Below are 18,477 nucleotides of genomic sequence, written 5' to 3' on the forward strand. Positions count from 1 at the left end.
GATTAAATTGTTAAAAAGTATTTATCGTTGAATTCAGGTAACCGTAAACCGTTTCGGTTTTATGTTGATTCTTTAAAGGACGATTTTCCTGTAAGCAGATGTTACATAGCCAGCTCACTGACCTTTTTCAACCGGAGCATTAAACGGAATTTCACGGTGTATGTAGTATGAAACAGGTGATACAGAAAACGATTCTCCTACCGGCAAGATCTGTTTAAATCGTATGCTTTTGCCTGCACTGGCAATACCAGCGAACAGAAAACCTCTGGAATAAACCAAACCAGCATTTTGATTACCAGTCATTATTTTCATTTCTATTGTTGATTAAAAGTGACAAAACGCATTTGGTGCCTGGTTCGAATGAAGTTCAAAAAAACAGTTTTTAAGATCACAATCTGCTTGCTGCGCTCCCAATCTGGCCGTTTTTGTTCCCAAGTCGTCTAAAACGGTTCCGAACTACCTCCACAATGGCTGAAATCGCCGATTTAATGCATCTGACTAAAACCCCTTCACCAATACTCTGAAAACGGATCAATCTTTTGGAGATTGGAAAACTGTGTTTTCAGCTTTCAGATATTACAGCTATATTTAGATATGAATCAGTACTTCGGATTCGTGCTGACTAAACTTTTGATCAATGAGCCTGATGCGTAGGTTGGCTTTGCTCTATTTCCTTTTGCTTGTAACCCACTGCGCCTCTGCGCAAAGCGGAGCGGATTCGGCTAAAAACGATCTTCTTTTCAAGCTGCAAAGAGACTTAACTGCTTACAAGCAAGCGGTCAGTTCGCATGACACGGCCGGCATCTCCGAATCCTGTTATCTGATCGCAAAGCGGCAGATCGCACTTGGAAATTATGCGCAGGCGCAAAAGCTGCTTCTGGAATCCATTCAATTTCAGAAGCCTGAAAGACCAAGTGAGCTTACCGGAAAAGTCTACCTTCGCATGCAGGAGATACAGTTTATTTTGGGCAACTACCAGCAGGCATTAAAATATTGCCGTATTGCTCTTCAAAGCTTTAAGGCGGCCAATTCGAACAGGGGTTATATGAGCGTATACAGCGCCATGGGGGCCTGCCATCTTCTGGCCTGGGAAGTAACCCAGAAATCAGCCCGTTTACCATCTCAGACTTTATTGGACAGCGCCATTTATTATAACACCAAATCGCTTGCAGCTGCAAAAGCACTCAATTCGGCCATCGATATTGGCCTTGCCCATCAGCAGCTTGGGCGATGCTGGTTTTTTAAAAATGAGCCGGCTAAAAATTTGTTCCATAAAAAAGCGGCGATGGAAATCTACAGCCGGCAAAATCTGAGCAATAACAGTCTGGAGATCAAAAATCTGATAGCCATGGAATTCCTGAGTCAGAACGATCCGGTTTCTGCAAAAAAGTGGCTGGATGCTGCCAGAGCGCACGAAGAAAAGCGGGGCACGTACATTGGAATGAAAATAACTTTGGAACAGTGCTACGCTCAGTATTACGAGCAAATCCATGATTGGAAGGCCGCCCTTTCCTCCCATAAGAAAATCAATGATTTAAAACAGGCACATCTCAACCAGTATCGCAGCGAAACCGTCGAAGGCATCCGCAAAACCTATGATTACCAGATCAAGGAGCTGCAAATAAAGGCTAACAAAAAAGAGATCAGTCTTTTGCAAAACGCAGATAAGACCAAAACCAGATTGCTTGCCGGCTCTGGCATTTTGCTTTTGATTGCTTTGGCGGCAAGCGTTTTATATGGTTTTTTATACGTGAAGTACAAAGCCGTCAGCGCTCACAATCAAATGCTGATCAAAGAACAGAGTCACAGAACAAAAAACAGTCTGCAGGCAATTTCGGCTCTTTTGAATTTGCAGCTGTTTAAATCCACTGAACCGCTGGCAAATCTGGCCCTTGAAGAAAGCCTTCTGAGAATAGAAGCGATCAACCTGGTCCACCAGAAGCTTCACCAGACCGAGCTGCCCTTATTTATTGATCTGCGCGGATACATCACAGAACTAATAGAGAATATCCTTGTGATCCATCAAAAGAAAATCCATTTTAGCTGCCAGCTTGATTCGGTTCTGCTGCATGCAGAAAAGGCAGTACCATTTGGACTGATCATTAATGAACTTACTACAAACGCCTGTAAATATGCATTTGTCAGCAAGCAGGCAGAATTAAGCATCGCCTGCCATTACAGAGCCGACCGGATTTACTTTGAATTTAAAGACAATGGAAAAGGTTTTAATCCCAAGCAAAAACAAGCCGGTTTTGGACTGGATTTAATTGAGAACCTGGCTGTCCAACTCAAGGGAAGTTCAGAATTCATGGGCGGGTCGGGATGTGATTTTCGCATGTCTTTTCCGGTAAGCGATCATTTTATTGTTACAAACTCAACGTCTGCTTACAGCAGCGCAGGCTGAAAAATTTTTATGAGTCAATTAAAACACATCTTAATTGTCGAAGATGACTATCTGCAAGGGATTAGTATGACCCAAAACCTGACAAGTGAAGGTTTTAGTATCTCAGGTATTGCCCGAAATATACAGGAAGCTGTCAAGATCATCAGCAGCAAACCCGTTGATCTGGCTTTAATCGACATGGTTTTAGACGGGCCAGAGGACGGGGTGATTACAGCGAAGGAGCTTATGAAAATAAAATGGGTGCCCATTATCTATATTACCGGCAGCAGCCCTTTTCAGGCCAAAGACCGGTTGAAAGAGACTTTTCCCGCCGCTTTCTTCCAAAAACCGCTTCGCTACAAAGAACTTGCCGTGCAAATCGAGCTGGCGCTCAATAACTTTGAGGCGGGCGCCTATCCCAGCTCAGATAAATTTAAAACAGACCACATATATCTGCCCAGCGGTAAGCGGCTGATCAGTATAAAACTCGACGAGATCCTTTATATAGAAGCTGACAAAAGGGAATCTTATGTCTTTCTCTCAAAGAATGAGATCGCCAGGATGGCTGAGGGCGCTGCCCAATCACCGCTGACGGTTTCTGTGGGCATCGGGCGCATTTCTCCAAAGCTGCCAGCTCAGTTTTTCAGGGTCTCCCGCTCGCTTGTCATTAACCTGAATCATATCCACAAAATAGAGGGCCACACCATTCATTTACAATCGCATGTTATCAGCATTCCCGAAGCTAGAACCAAGCGGTTGATGCATCAGTTGACGATTTTGAGAAAATAAAAATCATCTGTGCACATCAATTAGCCCTGGCTGTCAAATTTAAAGTCTCCTGCACGCGTCGCTGACATTCTGCCTTACGTGGTCTAACCAATCTGCAAGCCATTGTGCCAACCATATAAATCGATTTGCATACTTTGTCTAAAATTCCAACGTCCTAATTGTGGGAAGCCTAATAATAGGCCACTTTTGTAGTCAGTCCGCCACGAGCGCTGCAATTGGTTGGCTGAACTACAATCCCAACGATTAGGGAGTAGTTTTTCCAACAGATTTATTTTCTTTAAATATCCACCCACACGTTTGGTTGGTGTCAAATTAGGTTGATTCCACAGCATTTTTTGCTCTGCTTGGCCGTCAGTTTACTCCGAATTTTCCAACCAAGATGATAAAATCAGGTTAAATGGGATAAAGTAATCCCTAAAAGCGCTTCTCTTTGGGTGCGCGTCAAAATAGTTCAAATCAATTTTCCAATTACTGCTTACCTTTTAGTCATATAGGGTATATAATTGATATACAGCTTTAAAAACACTCTAAAATAAACTATATCTTTGACATCGAACGCATTCCCTTGTTGTAGCATGTCAAATAAAAAGCTTGTCTTAGATGACTCAGAACTTTACAGTTTACTAATTGATACCGATAATCCAAAAGCCCAGACACAGGCATTCGATTATATTTATCAACATTTTTACCGCCAGGTTTTAACATTGGTAACGCAGAACAACGGCTCACAATCCGATGCGGTAGATACTTTTCATCAGGCAATAACAAATTTTTTTATTAGCATAAAGGAAGAGAAATATAGCTATACCGGGCTAGCAGCAATAAGCAGTTATATCTATCGATACAGTAAATATATTTGGCTTAACGAATTACGCCGCCGTAAAATCAGACCAAAGGCTGAATACTCCGAAGATTATCAGATAGCCGATAAAAAAGATTTAGTAAAAGAACTGGAACGGAAAGAAAAATTAGATGCGATAGCAAAAGCACTCGGTCAATTAAAGGATGGTTGCCGGGAGATAATTGAATGGTTTTATATAGACGAGCTGCGACAGCGGGAGATTGCAGAAAAGCTTGGAATTAATGAGCCTGCGCTCAAGCAAAGGAAATATTCGTGCACAAAACAATTAATAAGAATCACAAGAGGTATTTATCCGGACTTTTAAGCCATGAATTTAAGCATAGAGCAATTCGAATATATAGAGGCTTACCTCCAGGGACAACTCAGCGAGGAGAAAAAGCAAGTCTTTGAGGCATCGCTGGATCTGGATGCAGAGTTAAAAAAAGAGGTCGAAACACAGCGCCAGCTTCGGTTGGGACTTCAGGTAATAGGCGTCCAGAAACGCCTGAAAGAGGCGCACCAGCGTTACCTGGATAATTTAGATGACACGGAGAAACAGGAGGAAGAGGGAAACAATGTAAGGCCTCTCAGCCAACCAAAAACCCGTCAGATAAGCTGGACCAACTGGGCTGTTGCAGCCTCCATTGCTCTGGTTATGAGCTTTGGATGGCTTTACAAAACACAGTATTACCTATCTTCGGAAGTTATTGTTTTTGCAGCCGAACAGGAAAGAAAACTTGCAATTGACTTCCGGGGGGAAGCCAATACAGTTGATAAACAGAAGCTGACTATTGAAAAAGCACAATGGTTGATGGCCCTGGTTAAGATCAAAACAAAAGACAAAAAGGAAGCAAAAAGACTATTGACTAAAATCGCTGAAACGGACGGTCATTCTTTTCAAGAAGATGCAAAAACACTTTTGTATAAAATGTAAAAAACCGCACTAAAAAAAATAGCCCAATGCCTTTTTCGGACATTGGGCTATTTTTTTTAGTATCTAAACAAGACAAACAATATCCTGCAAAAGAATAAATATCAGGGAATGAGGGACAACACCAGGTCATCGGAAAACTTACCGGCAAAAACAGGAGCCTGTCCATTTGAAGCACCCTTTTTTACTCTCGGTGATACGTAGGTAAAAAGTTCTTTAATCGTCACTTTTTTATCCTGGTTTTTGTCGGCTTTACCCTGAAGTCCATTTAACAAATAAAACGTAAAAAGACCACCCTTCACCCGTATGGTTTCCACCGAGCTTTGGCTCGACCTGGACGACAGAATCATAGCCACGTTAATATCATTAAATTCTTTTACGGCCTTTGCCATACTTACCGGGGGCTTTTTACTTTTCATACTTCCCGACATACAGGCATCTGCAATGATGAGTTTTGTAGTTGCCTTCGATGCTTTAAAAGCCTTCTTCACATCGGCATGTGTCAACAGACTGGATGGGTCTTTTTGTTTTACGTCGTAAGGAACAAAAGCGCTTTCTACACCGTGTCCGGAAAAATAAAAGATCACCCGATCATAAGGTCCCGCCTTTTGAAAAATGCGCATTGCTTCGGACATGTTGTTTTTGGTAGCCCGTTTGTTGGGCAGACTGACCATGTTCTGATTGGGTACATTTCCACCCAAAGGAGATTTTAAAAAATCCATAAATCGGATCGCATCTTTATCTGCGTATTTCAAATCTCCGGTACGGTAGTCTAAAATTTCGTAATCGGATATGCCGACGATTACTGCATAGGTAGTTTGTGCAAAACAAGCTTGCGAAAACAGAAAGAGGAAGGAGAAGTTAAAGAATTTCATAAACGGGTTTTTGGTTAATATTTATGTAAAGCTATTAATTTGCTTTGCTTCATATTTGCAGGCACAATAAACTATTTTTTTATATCAGAAACACAATCAGAGCTGCTTTATCAATCATGTGTTACATATGATTGATAAAGCGGTGGATCTGACGACCTTTTAAATGCTGGCAATCCTTCTACTTCACGTTAATCGGTCCAAAATCAGTTCGGTCAATTGTGGTTCCGTCCCCCACTTTACCGGTCTGATTATAACCCGTGGACCACACAGTATCGTTTTCTTTTATAATATAAGTCGTATTACCTCCGGTTGATACGTACTTGACACCGCTGGCAACTTTCACAAAAGTATTTTTAGCAACTTTTGTCCCATCTCCAAGCTGACCATTGCTATTCTCACCGGTCGCAAATAAATCGTTATTGGTTTTGAGAACCAGGCTGTAGTTATTGTTGACAGATACTGATTTTACATTGTCCAGGATTTTGGCAAACCCGTTTTGTTGCAAATTCGATCCGATCCCCAACTCACCCTTGAGATTATAGCCCGCCCCGTGAAGTGTATTATCCGTTTTTACAACCAGACTATTAAAATTACTCGCCGCAATTGACCTCACGTTATCCATAATTTTAACTGCGGGGAAAATATCCATCATCGTACTCGAATTAAGCTGCTTTACAGCGTTACTTCCAGCGCCCCACACGGTGCCGTCAGTTTTAAGTACCAATATGTGAGTCAGGCTTACTGAAACATCCTGTACACCATCCATGATTTTCGTGGGTGTAGCGGTGTAATCACCCTTGCCGGTAAACCGCTTGATCCCATCACCAAATGTCCAGAGAGAATTATCCGTTTTGATAACAAAGCCGCCGTACGGGCCAAGCACCAGGGACTTGCCATCGTTCATTATTTTTTCGGGAGTAAGTACATTCGGTCCTTGAATAACTCCATTGCCGATCTGCCCGAAAGCATTGTAACCCGCCGCCCATACAGATCCATCCTCTTTCAGGAAATACATGTGATAGGCATCATTCCCACTTGCAATGTCCTTGATCCCCTCCATAATTTTAATAAAAAAACCGTTGTTTTTTAATTCGGTGTTCCCTATTCCAAATCTTCCATGGTGATTCCAGCCAGACGCCCACAGCGTTCCGTCTGTTTTTAAAATGTACGAACTCACTCCAAATGTGGTTATTCTTTTAACACTCACGGCTTCCTGAATGATCGGCAACGGCATGTTATTTCTCCGGTCTGTTTCCTGAGCAAGCAATGCGGATTTTGTAACATCAGCATTGTTGGTGACTGCAACGTCGAAAATACAATTGCTCAGAAACGGTTCGTTGGTTACGCCTGCGGCCCGGCAGGTAGCGGCTGCCTTTATTTTTTGGTCCGCCGTAAGTATGGTTAAAGTGCGGGGGAAGTTCTTTTCGGTATAACTATCGGTATTCTTGCCTGAGTCATAATAGAAAAGCGAATTTGCCTGTGTGATACGCCAGCTGTCCGCAAAAGAGTTATAGAGTTCTGTAAAAAGAATCGTTCCGTCAGCTTTTAAAATATTTGCCCCGTTTTTCACCATGATGTCATTTTTCTTGTCGCCATCATAATTACCCATCAGCCCCATCACTTTGCCTTTCCGGTTTTCGGAGAGATAGAGAAAGTAATCGATGAAAGACGAGTTTTGCAACACCACCTTCACAAGGTCTCCGTTTTTGGTAGTGATATTCAGTGTATTTGCCCCCTGCTTCGAGACAGATGCGCCGTCTTTCAATGACAGGGTTGTCAAACCAGCCAGATTCTGAAGCTGGTTGTTAACAAACAGACGGTTCGGGCTGACCGTAACACATACAACGTCGGTTCCGGTTTGCACTGCGACTGCGGTATTAAACGTTGCTAAACCTCTTTTATCCAGATCGTCCTGTCTGCTTTGCACCTCAAAATTATCTGTCGTTGAACGGGTCACACAAAATTCTCCTCTCCCCATGAAATCATACGGAACTCCATCCAGTGTAACCAGGTGAGGATCGGCGGTTCCACTCGCGGGGTTGGGTTTGTTGTCTCCATCATTACCAGGCTTACATCCAGCTCGCTGACAACAAGGTAGTTTCATTTTGCCGCTGAAATCCCAGGCATATAACAGTGATTGATAAACGCAGTCGGCAGCAGGAGCATTTCTTTTAGCCCATTCAGAACAGTGCCCATCGAACCCGTATTGATTTTTAACTCTTTTTTTCACAGCATCACGCATGACTTTTGCAATAACTGCACCCACCACTGTTTCTGTAAATAACGTAGCTACCAAACCTGTACCTGCCATGGCAGCTGTTGCCAGAATATCCAGTTTTGCACAATCGATTCCGCTCGTCCTTGCATTGAAATTATTTTGATACAACCTCTTTTGAAGTTCACTCCAAAATGCGGCCATTTGAACGCTAATCTCTGAGTATCCGGGAGTTGATATCTCCTTATCATTCATGATATCGTACACCTGATATCTGACGATTCTTGTAGCTAAGTTTATCTCCAAAAACTTTATCTGATAAACAATGTCTCCATCTGCTGATTTAAAAAGATATGATGAAGGGAGATTAGTAGCAGGTGAAACATCTATAGAACAGGTTCCGCCAGACTCGTCTAAAAAGGTCATGTTGCTCAGGCTAGTCCCAACCGAGCCATTTTTCATCATTCCGGAAAATATAACATCAGTCTTTGATACAGAATCTTGAGCTACGGCAAACGCGTATAAAGAATCCCGGATCTGGACGTTATTATCCAGGGCGCTGATCAAATAGTTACTGTAGTCAGATTCACTTTCGGATGGATCAGTATCCAAAAGAGACTTATCCTTGCAAGAACCCAACCCAAGTAAAATTACCAGGAAGAGGTATAAAGTATTTTTTTTCATCAGTGATATTCGATTAATATGTTTATAACGAGCTTAACCAGTAAGCTTTTTCAAATAGATTTTTAAAAACAATCAGATATTGGCGGAGATATGGTGAGGAATTTGACCCTTCATATAATTTTCTAAAAACTCCTGATTGGAATGAATGGCCCTTTTACATCGAATCTTGTGAGCAATTGAGGGTTGGTAAGCCCGATGTCTCGTATAGTTCCGTTGGACAGGTCTACTGCCTTGTTCAGTATCAATAGGCCGGCATTTGCCGCATCTTCCAGATTACTGCTGAAATAAATCCCTGAAAGCGTAACACCTGGCAATTTGCTCTTGCTTTTGTATATCTCCTGAAGTTCGCCCACCGAAGGCAAATACCAGTCACTAAAGCACTCCCCGATAACCAGCGCATCGCAAATACCAGCGATGTATGGTGTGGCGCTGGTGCCCATCAATTTGTCAGTATTGGACTTACCGTTACCAATAGACGTTTGGGTTGGAAGATCAAAATTTCCGGGTGTAAGATAGGGCGCCTTGTCGGGCCACCAGGCTGCGTTATACTGTGGCAACAGTTCCGGCAGTGGCATTACCATCCCGTGTTTTTCAGAGTCGTCAACGTAAAACACCACTCCACCGTGAGCCTTGTCGCCTACTTTTACTTTTTGAACATTTTCGGTTGCGTCGCAGGGCTGGGGATTTTCGGTCTTGTCATTTTTTGCGCAAGAGAGAAGCGCTGCAAAAAAGACAACGTACAAAATTCTGCTTTTCATAATGAACCTGTTTGAGTTAATAATTGATTTCAACTATTAATACCCCAGGTCGGAAAAAGGTAAGTGCCCTTTTTTGTCTTCTCTTAAAATATTTTACCAATGCCAGACAATTAGGCACATAAATGGTTTTTAATCAGACAATAAAAATCCCTCCGCCAGGTGAGCCGGGCGGTAAGTCTAAATAAAATAAAATTATTGGATCACCAGAGATAGCTAAATTCAAAAGAAGTATAATTCCTTAATCATTGTCACCTCTTGCCTGGATACTTTTCAACAGGTTTGTCATTTTTAAATTTACCGGAATAAAGCAGTTTACGTTTTATATCGTAACATTTTCCATAACCATCTTTCACCCCATTTTTCCATTCGCCCTCATAGACAACGCATTTAGGGCAGTTCGTGATAAATAAATTAGGAGCGGCAGTAAAGCGTCCGAGGCCATTATATTTGTCGTCCAACCATTGACCCTCGTAAAAATCTCCGTTGGCGTAGTTATACTTACCATACCCACTTTTTTCACCTTCTTTTAGTGGACCTACATACTTCTCACCATTAGCAAAACTCCATACAACACCTTCTTTCAGCTCTCCATTTTCGAATATCATTTCCATGTTGCTGCTATCTGGAAAGTGTGTTATGGCTCTCCCAATTGGCACATTATTTTTAAAATCAACCTCAATACGATCTCCATCTTCGGTATATATTTTAACCGGCCCATTTGCTTCTTCATTGGTTAAAGTTCCAACAATGCGTTGACCATTTTTCGAATGAATCGTTACCTCTCCAACAAAAATCTCATTTTTTAAATATCCTTCGAGTCTGTCACCGTCCTGCATAAACCAGGTGGCACAGCCGCTCAATTCCCCATTCTCCGATTTAATTTCCACACGGCTTTTGTCAGGGGGATATATTTTCTGTATTCCGACCATCTTATTATCTTTATAAAATAGTTCATATTTACTGCCGTCTTTTACGTGGGAAATGAATGGCCCATTCAGCATGTCATTTTTATAATTTCCTTCGTAACGACTTCCATCCGGATAAGTCGCACGACAAGGCCCGTTCCTCTTGCCCTTGACCCAGGTTGCATCTTCCCAGCCCGACGATTTAGTGTAAGCGTTATAATCTGCTTTGCCTTTTCCGTGTGGTTTTTTGTTTAAGATGTAACCTTTGTAGTTAAATTTTTCATTTTTATAATCAATCAGGCCTCTTAGTACTCCAAAATATGGTTTTGCCGAGCCACCCGTTCCCTCAGCTTCTCTGCTCCTCTCCAACCTTAGCCTTTCCTCCTTATTCCTTTTTGATTGTAATTCCCTTTGATCTATTTCCACCAAACGCTGCTTGCAATACGCATCATCCTTCTTAATTTTCAAAGCAAGGTTAAACTTGGTTCTGGCACAGGTGTAATCACTGATCTGAAGGCAAACTTCCGCCCCATCACGGATCCTTAGGTAATCCTTGTCCAACTGTGCATAGGCCGTTGATACAAGAAAATAAAACAATATGGCGGTAACAATCTTTAACATATTCTGGTTGAGTAGGGTTAAAAGCAGTAATCTATATCTTACATTGGATGCATTCCTTTGTTTTTACTTTTTCTTGCTAGGGTACTTCCCGGTGGGCCTGTCGTTTTCAAATTTCCCGTCGTAAAGCAACTTGCCATCAACGTTATAACATTTCCCGTAACCATTTTTCAACCCGTTTTTCCATTCACCTTCATAGGTTATGCAACCAATGCAATTCTTCACAAAGTCAGTATACGGAGCTGTTACACGTCCCAATCCATGCATTATCCCATTTACCCATTGTCCCTCATAATACCATCCATCTGCAAAGAAAAATTTACCAAATCCATTCATTCCACCATTTTTTAGTTCTCCGATGTATTTTCCGCCATTGAGGAAAATCCAAGTTGCATCACCTTTTGGCGTTCCATTTTCATAAAACTCTTCAATAGTACTTCCATCTGACAAGTATGTTACCCCCCTCCCATCCTCCTTATTATTTTTAACATTGCCCTCAAAACGATTTCCATTTGAGAAGTAAGCTTTGAGAGGCCCGTTAAATGTTCCGTTGCTCCATGTTCCAACTTTCCGAATATCCAGCATTTTATCACTGCTGTACGAAGTTACTTCACCCTGAAAGTCGGTGTCTTTATAATAGCCAACTAGCTTATTCCCTCCGACAAAATACAGAGTAGCCCATCCTTCCATCTCACCATTTTCCGATTTAACTTCTATCCGGGTTTTATCGGGGTAGAATATTTTTTGGATTCCCGAAAACTTATCCGCTTTGTAAAAGGTCTCGTAGCTTGTACCGTCTTTTACAGAAAAGAAGAAGGCTCCCTCTAATTTTTCATCCTTGAAAGTACAAGCGTAGTGATTCCCATTAGGATAATGGCCCTTTGCTGGTCCATTCTTTTTCCCGTTGACCCAGGTTGCTTCTTCCCAACCAGCCACCTTATTGTAGGCATTGTAATCGGCCCTGCCTTTGCCATACGGGAGCTTTTTTAGGACATATCCGGAGTAATCAAACTTTTCATTATTGGAGTCAATAAGCCCTTTTAACATTCCGTAGGATGGTTTTGCAGGGGCCGACCTTCCATCGGTGGCGTTGCTCTTTGCCAACCTCAACCTTTCTTCTTTGTTCTTTTTTAGTTGTATTTCCCGTTCGTCGATATATGCCAAACGCTGCCTGCAATACGTGTCATTCGTTTTGATTTTTAAGGCAAGGTTATACTTGGTTTTGGCACAAGCGTAATCCCTGGTCTCCAGACAAAGCTCTGCCTCGCTCCGAATCCTTACATAATCCGCATCCAACTGTGCGTAGGCTGTTGACACGATCAGGTAAAACAGCACGGCGACAATAATCTTCCTCATATTTTATTCGCGTTTTTCAGGCTGCCCCCCCGGAGCAATATTCCGGTAATAATTGGCCAGCTGCAAATAATTTGCGTTTCCCACCGAATCTTCTTTTAATTCCTGTGCTCTGGAAAAAAAAATTGCGAAGGCACTGTCAGCCAGAACGGGTTTTAAAAAAACCGCCTTTTTAAAATAAGTTTCGGAAACAACGTCTTTATCCGTTCCTTGCGCCAGTTCTTCCTGTCCCATCGTAAAGAGTGAGTCTGCTTGCCTGCCATCCGCAAGCTCCTTTTCATAAAATAGCTCAATACGTCGTTGCTTCGCTGAGTAATTCAAAAATTGTTTCACACCGAAAAAAAGCAGAACCGCCACAACCGGGATCGCATAAAACAGCTTGTTGATTGCCTTTTTAGGGGCACTTGGTGTGAGTTCCGTGGTAATAAACCTTACCTGGCTTTCCTGGCGTAAAATCTCTCCCCGGTAGTGCACCTCTAACGCCAGCTCAGCTTCATTCGTGGCTACGATGGTCGTATTACCCGACTTTCCAACCCACCGATTCAGGCCGAATTGGGCAGATCGTAAAGCAATTTTATCTGAATCTCCGTCTACCTGCCAGGATACCATTATTGTGTTACCCGGTTTTACACGATCCGGACTGATCTTAAAAGTTTTGATTGTAGGATTAACAACAACATGCTTTTCGTCGGTGAGTGGCTCCGGATGTACCGGCCCGTCATTTGAATCTGTCGGCAGATTCACTTCATTCATTTTTGCAAGACATTTCTCTATTCCTGGCCTGGCAGCAGCATGATCCGCGTCCATGGAGAGTACATTTTCGAATAAAGTTATGGCATGTATATAATTTTGTTTCGCGAAGGACTCATAGGCTAAATCCATCAATCCCTCGATTTTAGCAGCTTTTTCTTGCAGTTCCTTGGCTTCTTTGATAAGCTCATTGACCTTTACCAGGCCTTCTTTTGCCTCCACCCGGCCTCCGTCCGATTCAAGTATTGATACATAAACTTGCTGCGCTTCCTCCAGCGCACCTTTGGCCAGATAATCCTCGGCAACCCGCAGCTTTTTCTTTATTTCTATTTCCTGTTGTATTAAGGACTCGTAGCGAGACACTAATTCGGATACCTCCACATAGTCAGGCCTCAGCAATTCCAGCCGTTTCAATAACACCTTCGCCTCCTCAAGATCACCCCCTTCCAGTAGTTGTTTGGCTTTCTCAATTTGCTCTGGTATTTCTTCTAAAATATTAATCAATTCAACGGCACTTTGCGCCCTTTCTCTGAAATCCCGCACAAGGCAGCGACGAATAACTTTTTGATATTTATCAGGCTTTTCAGAAACTTGGGCGTAAACATTTTCCAGATCGAACTGTGTAATTTTCAATTCAATATCGCGGTCGAAACTCTCTGTACCTGGTTTGAGGTCAGAGTAAAAAGGAAGCCGTTTTGTAAGGATCTTAAATAACATCACCCCAAACGCCCACAAATCCAGGTTACTGTAAAACTCGCTACCCGTTCCCAGAATCTGTTCCGGTGACTTGTATGGCCCGGTCCCTCTGCCACTCGACAATTTCTCAAAATTTTCCGCCGCATCATCCCCTTGTACAACGGCCTTCGAAATACCAAAATCAGTAATAAGTGGGATGAATTGCCCCCGGCGTTCCGCAATAAGTATATTGTGTGGTTTAAGATCCCGATGCGTAATACTGACATGCTTTCCTTCCGAATTCAGAAATCCCTCGTGTAAGAACTTCAAACCGCTCAGAATTCCCAGCAGGATAGCATCTGTTTGCTCAGGAGTTAACGTTACCTTACTATCTCTATTGAAAAACAGATTATCAAGATTGCCTTTCGGGTAGTATTGCAGGATCGCCACGTCAAAGTTTTCCGACTCTGATTTTACCCGGTACCCTATCAAATAGCGGGCAATATTCTTATCCTTAGGTACTGCACTGCCCAACAAGACTTCATCCAGCAAATTTTTATCAGTCGCCGATTTTTTGATGGCTACTTCCTGATGTCCCTTAACATCGTATCCTTTGTAAACTGAGCCATAGCCGCCACTTCCCAGAAAGTCATCGTCACCTTTTATAGCACCGAAATTAACTTCGTACAAATTGCTGAATTCTGCAAAGGTGATCGTTTTATAATTTTCAGGATTCATCGTGAGTATTTGACTTGCAAAGTTGTTAGGCGCTCCGCATTTATTGGAAAATTAACTAAAAAAGGATTTGGCTAATTGCTGATTATGTAAAAATCATATGGATAGGATATTTTATCGTCTTCTGTCGTCAGAATTAGCATTTGGATTACTAATGAACAATTGTTCGTCTACCCTCTTTATCAATCTTAAATTCCTCGCCGTCTTTCGTTACCTTGGCGTAATAATTTTTGAAGTCATCAACATAGTCATATTGGAACGGGATAACTACTCTCCCGGTTGTATCTATGAAGCCCCATCGTCCTCCATTTTTTTTTACGGCTGCTAAACCCTCACTGAAATGATGTACACTATGATATTCCAAAGGAATAATTAGTGTACCAGTTCTGTCTATAAATCCCCGCTTTCCACCTTTATTTACAGATGCAAGACCTTCGGCAAACATGGATGCATCGTCATACTGTATTGGAATGACCATTTTACCTGCTTTATCTACAAATCCATATTTCTTGTCCTTTTGAACTCCTGCCAAGCCTTCACTGTAGTAATGAGCATCATCATAAACCATTGGAACAACTAGTTTACCCATTTTATTTATAAATCCATATTTCTTGTCCTTTTTCACATGTGCTAAACCTTCATTAAAATCGCTTACAGAGTTATATTCAAATGGGATGACAATTTTGCCAGCTTTATTGATGAACCCAAACTTTCCATTTTTGTCAACTGCGGCCAAACCTTCATTAAAACTTGTTAAAATTGTATAGTCAAAAGGAATAACCACTTTACCAGTTTTGTCTATGAATCCATATCTCCACATATCATCACCTGCTATACCTACACATGCCAGACCTTCGCTAAAATTAGCAGCAACCTTATAAGTGAATGGTATAACTACTTTACCTTGCTCATCCACAAATCCCACCTTATCATCTAACCAATCGGGTTTCAACTGGATTTCATCATCAGGCTTTCTTTTGGTAACAACGTGCCTCACTTTAACAGGCATTTTACTCTCCCGCTTCTTAACTTCAACCTCAGCAACGCGATTCTGCTTACAGTTTCCAATTTGCCGTTTACAATAAGGATCGTTAATCTTAATTTTAATGGCAAGACCATAGTTTTTCTCAGCACATGCATAATCCTTGTTGGCATAACAGTCGTCTGCCATTTTTTTATAGCGCAAAAAATCAGGATCCAGCTGGGCGAAGGCGTTTGCTACGGCAAGCAGCAGGATGATTAGTAAGAGTTGGGTTTTGGCAAACATAGGTCCTAAAATATTTATTGATGGCTGTACCAATAATAACCTCCCACAATAAGGCCTATGATTAAAACAACAGTCACAAGCCAGGTTACGAAACTACTTTTGGGAAGCGCCGCCTCATCATCGGTTTCCTCAGGCAGTTTATAAGCGATAGCCTCCGATACCGCCTCGATCTGTACCAAAACGCCGGTATAATTGTCTCTGGTCTCAGGCCGGCAGCGATCCAAAATTTCTGTTACCTTGGCTTCGTTCGGTTTATCGCTCGCCAAAACTTCGGTCAACAGCGCATCAGTGATTTGCTCTAAAACCCCGTCGGTGCATAAGAAAAAATAGTCGTTTTCCTGTATGTCCGTTATCTGCTGCACCACTGGTTTGCCCGGCTGTGCGGTGGCCGCCTCTCCCGACATGGCAACCTTGAAAGATACCGACCGGCTCAACCGGTTTCGCCAGGGATGGTCGATTGCCTGCTCAGCCGTAATAATCCCCTGCTCTACCATGTCCAGCACCTGCCTGTGGTCTTTGGTTTTGTATAAAATGACACCGTCCCGTACATGGTAAACGCGACTGTCACCAACGTGGGCAACAGTAACACTGTGGCTGTTCAGGTGCAGCAGGGTTAGCGTACTACCCATACGTGTAATGAGCGAGTCTGCTTCTGCAAAGGCTTTCAGGTGCTCAAAGGCTGATACAACAGCCTGATAGATATATTCTTCGGATGTTGTTTCCGAAGGGTTTTCCATAAAAAACCGCTGAACGGATTCAGCGGTAATCCGACTGGCGTCCTCACCTTTGTCCAACCCGCCCATACCATCGCAAACAATAAACAGCCTGGTGTCAGTATCAACGTTTGTTGGACAGATGTAATCTTCGTTATTGTCCCGCCGGCCCAGTTCAGTAAAAGCCAGCGGGGGGGAAATAGTTATATCCATTCGATCAATCAGTGCCGCCATCTTCGACGCGTTGTGAAATTTTGTAATTTTCAAGTGTTCCTGCGGGTATGATGTAATGTTCCAGCCGGTACGCATCTTCTCCCCCCAGATTAATCAGGTCCTGGTTACCCACATACAGCGCATCCTGCTGTTCAACTTTTTTTCCTTTGTAAAAAGTATGATTGAGGCTTGCCTTACGTCCACCCGTCGGATCAGCTGCGCCGTCTTCCAGCAAATAGCTAAGCTGCCCGTTCCACTTGCCAAATGAGACTGTTATGGTACAATGCTGCCTGCTAATGAAACATTTACCATCGTGGGTTACCCGTTTCAGAACAACATCCGCCATCTCACCAACACCGATCACGTTCACCCCCGGTCTGAGCGCATAAATTTCCGACGGATTGTTCACAGATACCAAAAAACCGGTATGAGGCAGCTTCTCAAGGACTTCTTCATCATACACCTGAGTGGAAACAGTGTTGACATGACCACATTTTTTACAAAGAAAAAAACCTGCTGCAAAGTCCTTTGCTATCACCAAGCTGCCATTTCTACATTTCGAGCAGGCAATAATTTCGTTTTTAACCTTATCCATCCGATCGGAGAATTTACACGCATTTTCGATTTATACTAACGGCAATGGATTAACGAACGCTTGACTACGAGATGTCATCCACGTCATCGTCGTTGCTGTAATCTCCCGACAGGGTGACCTTATCTTCCGAATCTTCCCCTTCCAACTCTTCCTCAACCTCTGCTTCCAACGTGTCAACAGCAATTTCTTCATTTGCTACTTCGGAACTTTCATTGATCAAATCGACATCGGCCATCATCACCAGCGCGGGTTTCTCCATTGGCTGGGTCGTAATAGGCTCCATGTTCGAATCCATCAAGACTATGGTATCCAGAGAATTGTCGCCGGTTTCGTCCATCAAAATAGTTGTCTGGTTGGTTTGCTCGTCAAAAATCATTATTGCATCAGCAATTCCATCCTTATCACTGTCAAAGACATAAGTTAACTTACCATCGATCACTACTTCCTTTACATCAGCCGAAGCCCAGTCCGTTTTCGAGTCAGCTTTGTCAGGGGCAGGTTCGTCAGTATCGTGAGGGACTACGTCATTGTGTGGAATTTCGTTTTGATCGACCTTGTCTGGCCCTTCGATTTTGTATCCTATATTATTCAGAAACTCCTGTTTATCGGCGAGCCCGATTTGATTCCATTCTTCTTTGAAAAAAGTATTGTAGGTAGTTCCATGCCAGGTAAATATGGCTCCGGGGCCTGCTTCTTCACGCGCCGCTGCAAAAGCATCGGCGAATGACATTGAATCGTTAACACTACTTGCGATTTGCACGTCCTCATTCGGGGTAATGGTGCCGCCCGTTACTGGCCGGGTTTCGCCCACACCGATTTGCTGCGCTAACGATGACCTATCAACGCCTGCATTCTCGCCAACATGCACCTGAGTAGAATCTGCAGGAGTTACGGCTGGCTGCACCACCTGGCCATTCACCTGGTCCACCGCCACAAAGGCGGTCCCGCCTAACAACACAGTGCCTAAAACTGCCAGTGCTTTTTGTTTGTCGTTAAGTTTAAATTTTGCTTTTCCCTCTGATGCAGGACTTTGCTCGTTCTGAGCCTGCTCTGTTAGTTTCTGAATAACTTCATGCAAATCAGCTAGTTCGCTGGCATTACTTTGGTTGTCTGACATGGTTTGGGTTTTGATAAGTTTTAAATAATGGTTGATTTATTAGTTAATCACGCAGCATGA

The 18,477-nt window shown here is 42.7% G+C and carries 15 protein-coding genes; 4 read left to right on the plus strand and 11 right to left on the minus strand.

The annotated features are described in order from the left end of the window. Window positions 1-114: 114 nt before the first annotated feature. Window positions 115-312, minus strand: a complete 198-nt coding sequence (locus tag E0F88_RS32835) for a hypothetical protein (RefSeq protein ID WP_131962923.1) — start codon at window positions 310-312, stop codon at window positions 115-117. A 325-nt stretch (window positions 313-637) separates the two neighbouring features. Here E0F88_RS32835 and E0F88_RS32840 point away from each other — a divergent pair, with 325 nt between their 5' ends. From E0F88_RS32840 to E0F88_RS32855, 4 genes are all read left to right on the plus strand, one after another. Beyond that, window positions 638-2,404: a sensor histidine kinase gene (locus tag E0F88_RS32840; RefSeq protein ID WP_131962925.1), complete on the plus strand. Its 1,767-nt coding sequence runs from the start codon at window positions 638-640 to the stop codon at window positions 2,402-2,404. Between the two features lie 9 nt (window positions 2,405-2,413). Next, window positions 2,414-3,172, plus strand: coding sequence for a LytR/AlgR family response regulator transcription factor (locus E0F88_RS32845; RefSeq protein WP_131962927.1), 759 nt, complete (start codon window positions 2,414-2,416; stop codon window positions 3,170-3,172). Between the two features lie 575 nt (window positions 3,173-3,747). Beyond that, entirely contained in the window at window positions 3,748-4,338 is a 591-nt protein-coding gene (locus E0F88_RS32850) for an RNA polymerase sigma factor (protein WP_131962929.1), read from the plus strand. Between the two features lie 3 nt (window positions 4,339-4,341). Further along, a complete protein-coding gene (locus E0F88_RS32855; protein WP_131962931.1) occupies window positions 4,342-4,947 on the plus strand; it encodes an anti-sigma factor in 606 nt (201 codons plus the stop codon). 101 nt (window positions 4,948-5,048) lie between these two features. On the opposite strand, the gene E0F88_RS32860 is transcribed toward E0F88_RS32855, so the two are convergent. The 10 genes from E0F88_RS32860 to E0F88_RS32905 all read right to left on the minus strand — a co-directional run bounded on the left by E0F88_RS32860 (window position 5,049) and on the right by E0F88_RS32905 (window position 18,417). Then, window positions 5,049-5,819 carry a caspase family protein gene (locus tag E0F88_RS32860; RefSeq protein WP_131962933.1) on the minus strand — a complete coding sequence of 257 codons (771 nt, stop codon included), beginning with the start codon at window positions 5,817-5,819 and terminating at the stop codon, window positions 5,049-5,051. Window positions 5,820-5,997: 178 nt separating this feature from the next. Next, window positions 5,998-8,718 (minus strand): VWD domain-containing protein, encoded by a 2,721-nt coding sequence (locus tag E0F88_RS32865; RefSeq protein ID WP_131962935.1) that lies wholly within the window; start codon window positions 8,716-8,718, stop codon window positions 5,998-6,000. A gap of 122 nt (window positions 8,719-8,840) precedes the next feature. Further along, a complete protein-coding gene (locus E0F88_RS32870; protein ID WP_131962937.1) occupies window positions 8,841-9,476 on the minus strand; it encodes a hypothetical protein in 636 nt (211 codons plus the stop codon). 248 nt (window positions 9,477-9,724) lie between these two features. Further along, the gene (locus E0F88_RS32875) at window positions 9,725-11,002 is read right to left on the minus strand and encodes an MORN repeat-containing protein (protein ID WP_131962939.1); all 1,278 of its coding nucleotides are present in this window, start codon (window positions 11,000-11,002) and stop codon (window positions 9,725-9,727) included. Window positions 11,003-11,065: 63 nt separating this feature from the next. Further along, window positions 11,066-12,355: an MORN repeat-containing protein gene (locus tag E0F88_RS32880; protein ID WP_131962941.1), complete on the minus strand. Its 1,290-nt coding sequence runs from the start codon at window positions 12,353-12,355 to the stop codon at window positions 11,066-11,068. A 3-nt stretch (window positions 12,356-12,358) separates the two neighbouring features. Further along, the gene (locus tag E0F88_RS32885; RefSeq protein WP_131962943.1) at window positions 12,359-14,515 is read right to left on the minus strand and encodes a serine/threonine-protein kinase; all 2,157 of its coding nucleotides are present in this window, start codon (window positions 14,513-14,515) and stop codon (window positions 12,359-12,361) included. A gap of 148 nt (window positions 14,516-14,663) precedes the next feature. After that, window positions 14,664-15,779, minus strand: a complete 1,116-nt coding sequence (locus tag E0F88_RS32890; protein ID WP_131962945.1) for a WG repeat-containing protein — start codon at window positions 15,777-15,779, stop codon at window positions 14,664-14,666. Window positions 15,780-15,793: 14 nt separating this feature from the next. Further along, complete coding sequence (locus tag E0F88_RS32895) at window positions 15,794-16,726, minus strand: PP2C family protein-serine/threonine phosphatase (RefSeq protein WP_165940241.1); 933 nt, start codon at window positions 16,724-16,726, stop codon at window positions 15,794-15,796. Then, the gene (locus tag E0F88_RS32900) at window positions 16,710-17,300 is read right to left on the minus strand and encodes an FHA domain-containing protein (protein WP_131962949.1); all 591 of its coding nucleotides are present in this window, start codon (window positions 17,298-17,300) and stop codon (window positions 16,710-16,712) included. The genes E0F88_RS32895 and E0F88_RS32900 overlap by 17 nt, the downstream gene beginning before the upstream one ends. 64 nt (window positions 17,301-17,364) lie before the next feature. Further along, window positions 17,365-18,417 carry a hypothetical protein gene (locus E0F88_RS32905; RefSeq protein WP_131962951.1) on the minus strand — a complete coding sequence of 351 codons (1,053 nt, stop codon included), beginning with the start codon at window positions 18,415-18,417 and terminating at the stop codon, window positions 17,365-17,367. Window positions 18,418-18,477: the final 60 nt, after the last annotated feature.

Origin of the sequence: Dyadobacter psychrotolerans (genome assembly GCF_004349265.1) — a bacterium.
In the GTDB taxonomy this organism is placed as follows: Bacteria; Bacteroidota; Bacteroidia; order Cytophagales; family Spirosomataceae; genus Dyadobacter; species Dyadobacter psychrotolerans.

Excerpts from the sequence above, each read along its gene's own strand:
- E0F88_RS32865 (WP_131962935.1), bottom strand. The coding sequence starts at position 8,718 with ATGAAAAAAAATACTTTATACCTCTTCCTGGTAATTTTACTTGGGTTG.
- E0F88_RS32870 (WP_131962937.1), bottom strand. The coding sequence starts at position 9,476 with ATGAAAAGCAGAATTTTGTACGTTGTCTTTTTTGCAGCGCTTCTCTCT.
- E0F88_RS32840 (WP_131962925.1), top strand. The coding sequence starts at position 638 with ATGAGCCTGATGCGTAGGTTGGCTTTGCTCTATTTCCTTTTGCTTGTA.
- E0F88_RS32875 (WP_131962939.1), bottom strand. The coding sequence starts at position 11,002 with ATGTTAAAGATTGTTACCGCCATATTGTTTTATTTTCTTGTATCAACG.
- E0F88_RS32880 (WP_131962941.1), bottom strand. The coding sequence starts at position 12,355 with ATGAGGAAGATTATTGTCGCCGTGCTGTTTTACCTGATCGTGTCAACA.
- E0F88_RS32885 (WP_131962943.1), bottom strand. The coding sequence starts at position 14,515 with ATGAATCCTGAAAATTATAAAACGATCACCTTTGCAGAATTCAGCAAT.
- E0F88_RS32855 (WP_131962931.1), top strand. The coding sequence starts at position 4,342 with ATGAATTTAAGCATAGAGCAATTCGAATATATAGAGGCTTACCTCCAG.
- E0F88_RS32845 (WP_131962927.1), top strand. The coding sequence starts at position 2,414 with ATGAGTCAATTAAAACACATCTTAATTGTCGAAGATGACTATCTGCAA.
- E0F88_RS32860 (WP_131962933.1), bottom strand. The coding sequence starts at position 5,819 with ATGAAATTCTTTAACTTCTCCTTCCTCTTTCTGTTTTCGCAAGCTTGT.
- E0F88_RS32905 (WP_131962951.1), bottom strand. The coding sequence starts at position 18,417 with ATGTCAGACAACCAAAGTAATGCCAGCGAACTAGCTGATTTGCATGAA.
- E0F88_RS32850 (WP_131962929.1), top strand. The coding sequence starts at position 3,748 with ATGTCAAATAAAAAGCTTGTCTTAGATGACTCAGAACTTTACAGTTTA.
- E0F88_RS32835 (WP_131962923.1), bottom strand. The coding sequence starts at position 312 with ATGAAAATAATGACTGGTAATCAAAATGCTGGTTTGGTTTATTCCAGA.
- E0F88_RS32895 (WP_165940241.1), bottom strand. The coding sequence starts at position 16,726 with ATGGCGGCACTGATTGATCGAATGGATATAACTATTTCCCCCCCGCTG.
- E0F88_RS32900 (WP_131962949.1), bottom strand. The coding sequence starts at position 17,300 with ATGGATAAGGTTAAAAACGAAATTATTGCCTGCTCGAAATGTAGAAAT.
- E0F88_RS32890 (WP_131962945.1), bottom strand. The coding sequence starts at position 15,779 with ATGTTTGCCAAAACCCAACTCTTACTAATCATCCTGCTGCTTGCCGTA.